General features: G+C 52.8%; 1 protein-coding gene. It reads right to left on the bottom strand.

Going from position 1 to position 265, the window contains the following annotated elements:
* Positions 1-265: invasin domain 3-containing protein (locus tag PSI23_RS22350; RefSeq protein ID WP_273557088.1), on the bottom strand; the 265-nt coding region annotated here is incomplete at both ends.

Here is a 265-nt window from a genome sequence, read left to right on the forward strand (position 1 = left end):
GGTGATTTTCCATGCACCGGTTTTATCACCAGCCTTGACTTCCACCTTGTAGATCCCGCTGTTTTCCGGCTCTTCCCACACCTTATCAATGGTTGGTTTATTTTTGCCGTCGCCGGTCAGTTGATCGCCGTTGTCTTCAAAGGTAATGCTGTCTTTGGCGTTCGGGATCGGATTGCCGGATTTATCTTTCAGGTGCAGGGTCATGATGGTGCTGTCCTCATTGTCGGCGGCGAGGACGTTCGTGGCGGGCGTAAACTGTGAGCCC

This window comes from Xenorhabdus yunnanensis, assembly GCF_028598805.1.
Lineage (GTDB): Bacteria > Pseudomonadota > Gammaproteobacteria > Enterobacterales > Enterobacteriaceae > Xenorhabdus > Xenorhabdus yunnanensis.